Raw genomic sequence first — 5,753 nt, forward strand, 5'->3', positions numbered from 1 at the left:
TTCTCGCCATGCGGTATCGCTGGCGTGCGCCCCTGGCCTGGGGTCTCGGCGGGAGGGAGTAGCGATGGGCGACGTACGGGTGGGGGTCGAGGGACCGATCACCACGATCTGGATGGACCGGCCCGACCGGCGCAACGCCGTCGACCGGGGCATGGCCGGGGAGTTGCGGGCGGCCTTCGAGGAGTTCGAGGCCGACCCGGACCAGCGGGTGGCGATCCTGGCCGGCAGCGGCGGCACCTTCTGCGCGGGCGCCGATCTGACCGCGGTCGGCGACCCCGCGCGGCGCAACGAGCTCGACCCCGAGGGAGGCGGTGGCGGCCCGATGGGGCCGACCCGGATGCACCTGAGCAAACCGCTGATCGCCGCGATCAGCGGATACGCCGTCGCGGGGGGTCTGGAGCTGGCGCTGCTGGCCGACCTGCGCGTTGTCGAGTCCGACGCGGTGCTGGGGGTGTTCTGCCGCCGCTGGGGGGTGCCGCTCATCGACGGCGGCACGGTCCGGCTGCCGCGGATCGTCGGTCTCGGACGCGCCCTCGACATGATCCTCACCGGCCGCCCGGTGCACGCCGGGGAAGCCCTCGCGATCGGGCTGGCCAACCGGGTCGTCGGGCCGGGCCGGGCGGTCGAGGCGGCCCGTGAGCTGGCCGGGCAGATCGCGGCGTTCCCCTTCGCATGCGTCCTGGCCGACCGGGCCTCCACGTACGCCGCCCTCGACCTGCCCCTGGCCGAGGCGTTGCGCGCCGAGGGGGCGGCGGGCGTACCGATCGTGGAGCGCGAGGGCGTGGCCGGCGCGGCCCGCTTCGCCGCCGGCGCAGGCCGTCACGGCGTCGCCGAACCCGGCGCGCCCTGACGCGGAAGGGCCTCCGGCGAAGTGGCCGGTTCCAGCGCGCACGGGCAGGCGATGATCAGCACCGCGACCGCGGCGGTGAACGCCGGCGCCACGCCTTCGCCGATGCCGGGCCAGTCCCCCAGGGTGGCGACCGACAGGGCGATGACGATCGGGACGAAGATCCCGGAGCTGCGGTCGCCGACTCCGAGCAGCCCCTGCCGTGCACCTACCTGTCGGCGGTGCCGCTCGCCGGGCTCGCCCTCGACAGCGCCTTCGGCCGGTCCTGCGCCGACCCGATCGCCGCCCTGGTCGTCGCCGCCGTAGGGGTCGAGGAAGGTCGCGAAGCCCTGGCGGGAGGACACCTGCGGTCATCCTGGTCCGGCCGGTGCGGCGGCCCGTGCTGCTCCTGCATCCGCGTACGCGCCCGCACGGTGGGACCACGCGGGAAGGGGTTGCAACCGATACCCAGGTACAGGCTTACCGTCAGAGGCATGACCCGGGACATCGCCTCTGAATGGGGATGGGCTCCCTCAGCGTGCACCCTGCCGACCGTCGGGCGGCCACTGCGGCTGGCCGAGTTCGACGCCCTGTTCGCCGAGGCCGTCCAAGCGGTGCGGCGCCCCGGGCGTGAGCTGCTGCGGCTGGAGCTCGCCTTCAGCCCGGAGCACGCGGCCCGGGCGGCCGAGCTGACCGCACGGGAGACCGGCTGCTGCTCCTTCTTCACCTTCACCCTGACCATCGCCGACGGCGGCCTCGCGCTGGAGGTGGCCGTGCCGCTCGCCCAAACCGAGGTGCTGGACGCCCTCCAGGCACGCGCCACCGCGTCCGCCGCACCGGCGCCTGCCGTACAGGGGTCTGCCGCTTCGCGGAGGCCGGCGTGAGGCAGGATCTCGACGGCCCCTACCTGCGCAGCGGACAGGTGGCAGGTCGCCGCCGCCCTGGCGGCGCTCGCGTGCACCACCTGCTGCGCCACCGATCCTGATCGGCGCCGGACCGCTCACCGGCGCCGGTGCCGCGCTCGCCGAGCAGGCGCTGCTGACCGTGGCCGGGGTGCTGATCGCCGCCGCGGCGGGCATGTGGTGGCCGCACCGCCGACGCGCCTCCCACGCGACCTCCCCCTGCGGAAGTGGCGGGAGCTGATACGGCGGGAGCGGATGCGGATGCCGAGCCCCCGATCCGCAGCCCGGACTGCCGCCCCGGTCCGTCCCGACCTACGACCCGACCTGCGACTCGATCTGTGGCCCGATCCGCGGCGCGCAGGGTGCCCCGGTGGCCCGTCGTGCGCCGCCATGCGCTGTACTACCGGCCATGACGGTCGTCCGCTCCCTGCTGCTCTTCGTCCTGGCCGCCCTCGCCGAGATCGGCGGAGCATGGCTGGTCTGGCAAGGCGTACGCGAGCAGCGTGGCCTGCTCTGGATCGGCGGTGGCGTGATCGCGCTGGGCCTGTACGGTCTGGTCGCCACCTTCCAGCCGGACGCGAACTTCGGCCGGATCCTGGCGGCCTACGGCGGCGTCTTCGTCGCCGGTTCCCTGGCCTGGGGCATGCTCGTCGACGGATTCCGGCCCGACCGCTGGGACGTCATCGGCGCGCTCGTCTGCCTTGTCGGCGTACTGGTGATCATGTACGCGCCGCGCGGCTGATCGAGCACCACCGACCTGGCCGTGCCGTTTCATACCGCATCGAATTCCTACGGCATCGACGCGTCACCCGAGAGAGGGTTGAACCGCGCCGAGTTTCGTGGAGGCCGTGATGTACCTCGGGTTGGCTGACTGAGATGAGGATGGCCGGGACGGTTCAGGTTGGCGCTCGCCGCAGGAATCCCGTTCCATCCGCCCGCTTACCCCAAGCCGTGCCTGCGGTTGGTCGCAGCGATCTCGGCGAGAACGACGGTGGCGCCCGCTACATCCGAGGGTGCCGGTGTCGCCCGCTACATCCGAGGGCGCCGGTGTCGCGGCCCTCAGCCCAAAGGGCCCGATCAACAGACGTCGCTCCTGGCATCGGTGATCAACTCCTCCTGGAAAGCCCGTAGCGGCGGCCTACTTCACCACGTCCGGCACCTCCCGTACGCGTGAGATCGCCGAGCGCTTGTTCGTCAGCCCGCTGACCGCCAAGGCCCACGTGGTCAGGGCCACTGCGGTCCCCAGCTGTGATTCCAGGAGATTCCTAGTTGATCTTGAAATAGCCCCAAGGTCGCGAGAGAATTAATACACGTTTTCGAATCTCTCGATGGAGGTGTGATGGATCTGTTCGACATCGATCCTGAGCGCCTTCGTCATTCGAATGGTCCCGACGACGGCTGGTGGGACCGTCTGATCGCCAATTCGCCCTTGTGGTCGTCCGACGGTTCATCCGCCCGTGAGCCCTTCCCGATCATCAACTTCGAGCCCCGGCAGCGCGCTGACGCGTCCGGCGCCGAGACCACGAACGGCCCAGGCACGCATACCGACGGCGCAGACGCCATGCGTAGGGATGCCGCCGGCGCGAATGCCGTTGGAATGGACGGCGCTGGCGCGGATGCCACCCATGGCAATGCTGACGGTGCGAACGCCGCTGGCGCGAATGCCACACGTGGGCCTGCCGATAGCGCGGAATCCGACGCGGGTGCCACCCATGGGGATGCCTCCGATGCGGGTGGCCGTGGTCGTGTGCGGTCGTCGTGGGTGGTGGTGGGGTCGGTTCGTGAGGTGGCCCAAGAGCTGGCGCTGACCCCGCTTCCCGACGATGTGGACATGTGCCTGGCCGAGGCGGAGGAGTTGCTGTTCGCCCGCGATCGGATCACCAGCGCCCTGGCCGACCGCGTCGGCCGGGTCCACCGAGCAGGTCAGGCCAGGCAGCACGGCCATGCCTCCACCCGCTGCTGGCTGCGCACCAGTGGGGGGATGACGGTGGGCGGTGCTGGCCGCCTGCTCACCCTCGGCGCGGAACTGCCGCGCCTCCCCGTCGTGCGGGAGAAGTTCGCTGCGGGTGAGTTGGCGGCGGGGGTGGTGGAGGCCATCTGCGCCGCTGTGGCCGGGCTATCGGATGAGCAGGCCGGCCTGGCGGAGCCGATCTTGGTGGACCTGGCGGGCAAGGCCGGGGCGGCGGAGGTCGCCAAGGCCGGCCGCCATCTGCGGGCGGTGCTGGACCCCGATGGGGAAGAGCGGGATGAGCGGGCCGATTACGGGCGGCGGTTCCTGCGGGTCCGCCCGGGCAAGGGCGGCGGCGTGGAAGGGGAGTTCTACCTGCCGCGTGAGGCCGGCGCCCGGTTGATGGCGTTGTTGCAGGCGTACGCCAAGCTGAGGGCACAGGGGGATGACCGCCCGCTGACGGTACGCCAGGCCGACGCGCTGATCGCCCTGCTGGAGCAGAAGATCGTCACCGAGCTCCTCGTCGTGGTCAGCGCCGAATCCCTCCCCACCGACCCCGAAACCACCGACCCCACCGCCGAAAACCCCGCCGACGACGACATCAGCGACCACTTCGCAGACCTCGGCGACAGCGCCCCCAGCGACTACGTCCCCGACCCCGCCGCAAGCACTGACGAGCCGAGCCAGGCCGACGACCCCGCCGACCATGTCGAGGACGCGCGGGACGCCGAGGGCTTCGAGGAAGGCCAGGACCACACGGACGACCCTGCACCCGGCGAGGCCGACGGACTCGACATCCCGGAGGAGTTCGACACTGCCGAAGCTGAGGCCGAGGCGGATGCCGGTGCGGACAGCACCGACGCCTCCGCCCCTGCGCCCGGCGAGGCCGACGACATCAGCGACCACTTCGCAGACCTCGGCAACAGCACCCCCAGCGGCCACGCTCACCGCGCGACCGGAAACCCCGAGGCCCCGAACGAGACCGTTGCCACCGGCGACTGCGAGGGCGACGCCGAAAGCACCGACCCCGCCACCAACTCTCCCCAAGCCTCGAGCGGACTTCGCGACGGGGAGTCTCGCGGCTGTGGAGCCGGTGAGCGCGGGGCCGGTGAGCGCGGGGCCGGTGAGCGCGGGGCCGGTGAGCGGCGACTCGGCGAGTGCGAGCCGCGCGACACCGTGAACACCGCCTCTACCGAGGGCGACCACACCGCGAACGCCGCCTCCCCCAAGGGCGACGAGATCATCAGCACCAGTTCTGCCGAGCGCGACGAGACCGCGATCGTCAAGGGCGCAGACGGCGACCGTGCCACGACTCAGTCAGGAGCACCGCACGCCACACGGCACGCGTCAGCATGGCCAGCCGACGGTGGCGAGCATTGGCCCACAGCACCTTCGGACACAGCACCTTCGGACACAGCACCTTCGGACACAGCACCTTCGGGCGCGACGGCTCCGGACGCACAACCATCGCAGGCAGCACCCTCGGTGGCGGCGTCTTCGGAGGCGGCGCGGCCGGATCCTCCGCCCGAGGACGTCTCCGCATGTCACACCCACGCCGGGCCTCGGCCTGCGGGGGACTGCCGGCATGGCCAGGACACGTGCTGGTGCGACGGTGAGGCGCGCTGCTGCTGCGCGACCGGGGCAGCGGAAATGTTGGGGACACCTGGAGCCGGGCGTGGGACGCCGGGGACGGCGCAAGCAGCGTCGCAGGGTGCGTCACCGGGAGCAGCTTCCGGGGTGTCACCCGGAGCAGCTCCGGGTGCGTCGGCGGGCACGATGCCCGGGGCGTCGCTGGGTGCGGCTCTGGGAGCGTCGGCAGGCACGCTGCCCGGGTCGCTGCTGGGGACGGCACTGGGTGCCCCGCTGGGAGGGCCGCTGGGGATGGTGCCGCCGGGGTTGTTGCTGGCGACGGGGCAGGTGCTGCCCGTCTCCAGCGTGCACCGGCTCGCCCGCACCAGTACGTTGGTGCGGATCGTCATGAACGCCGACGGGCAAGTCCTCGACATGGGGCGCAAGGTCCGTCTGGCGACTCCTGCCCAGCGGCGGGCCATCTTCGCCCGGTATGCCACGTGCTGGG

At 72.1% G+C, this 5,753-nt stretch carries 4 protein-coding genes and 1 pseudogene; 4 read left to right on the plus strand and 1 reads right to left on the minus strand.

Features of this window, described 5'->3' with window-relative positions; translation table 11 throughout:
* Positions 1-64 precede the first annotated feature (64 nt).
* Positions 65-850: a crotonase/enoyl-CoA hydratase family protein gene (locus tag HCK04_RS39880; protein ID WP_142652709.1), complete on the plus strand. Its 786-nt coding sequence runs from the start codon at positions 65-67 to the stop codon at positions 848-850.
* Positions 851-855: 5 nt separating this feature from the next.
* Here the strand turns inward: HCK04_RS39880 and HCK04_RS41700 are convergent.
* Positions 856-1,032: pseudogene (locus HCK04_RS41700) on the minus strand (hypothetical protein); the annotation flags it as partial.
* A 288-nt stretch (positions 1,033-1,320) separates the two neighbouring features.
* Between HCK04_RS41700 and HCK04_RS39890 the strand changes: the two are divergent.
* The 3 genes from HCK04_RS39890 to HCK04_RS39900 all read left to right on the plus strand — a co-directional run.
* Complete coding sequence (locus HCK04_RS39890; protein WP_142652711.1) at positions 1,321-1,710, plus strand: hypothetical protein; 390 nt, start codon at positions 1,321-1,323, stop codon at positions 1,708-1,710.
* Positions 1,711-2,137: 427 nt separating this feature from the next.
* Positions 2,138-2,470 (plus strand): YnfA family protein, encoded by a 333-nt coding sequence (locus tag HCK04_RS39895; protein ID WP_142652712.1) that lies wholly within the window; start codon positions 2,138-2,140, stop codon positions 2,468-2,470.
* Positions 2,471-3,514: 1,044 nt separating this feature from the next.
* The coding region (locus HCK04_RS39900; protein ID WP_168066670.1) for a DUF222 domain-containing protein at positions 3,515-5,753 on the plus strand (2,239 nt) is incomplete at its 3' end.

The organism is Microbispora sp. CL1-1 (genome assembly GCF_012034195.1).
In the GTDB taxonomy this organism is placed as follows: Bacteria; Actinomycetota; Actinomycetes; order Streptosporangiales; family Streptosporangiaceae; genus Microbispora.

Excerpts from the sequence above, each read along its gene's own strand:
- HCK04_RS39890 (WP_142652711.1), top strand. The coding sequence starts at position 1,321 with ATGACCCGGGACATCGCCTCTGAATGGGGATGGGCTCCCTCAGCGTGC.
- HCK04_RS39895 (WP_142652712.1), top strand. The coding sequence starts at position 2,138 with ATGACGGTCGTCCGCTCCCTGCTGCTCTTCGTCCTGGCCGCCCTCGCC.
- HCK04_RS39880 (WP_142652709.1), top strand. The coding sequence starts at position 65 with ATGGGCGACGTACGGGTGGGGGTCGAGGGACCGATCACCACGATCTGG.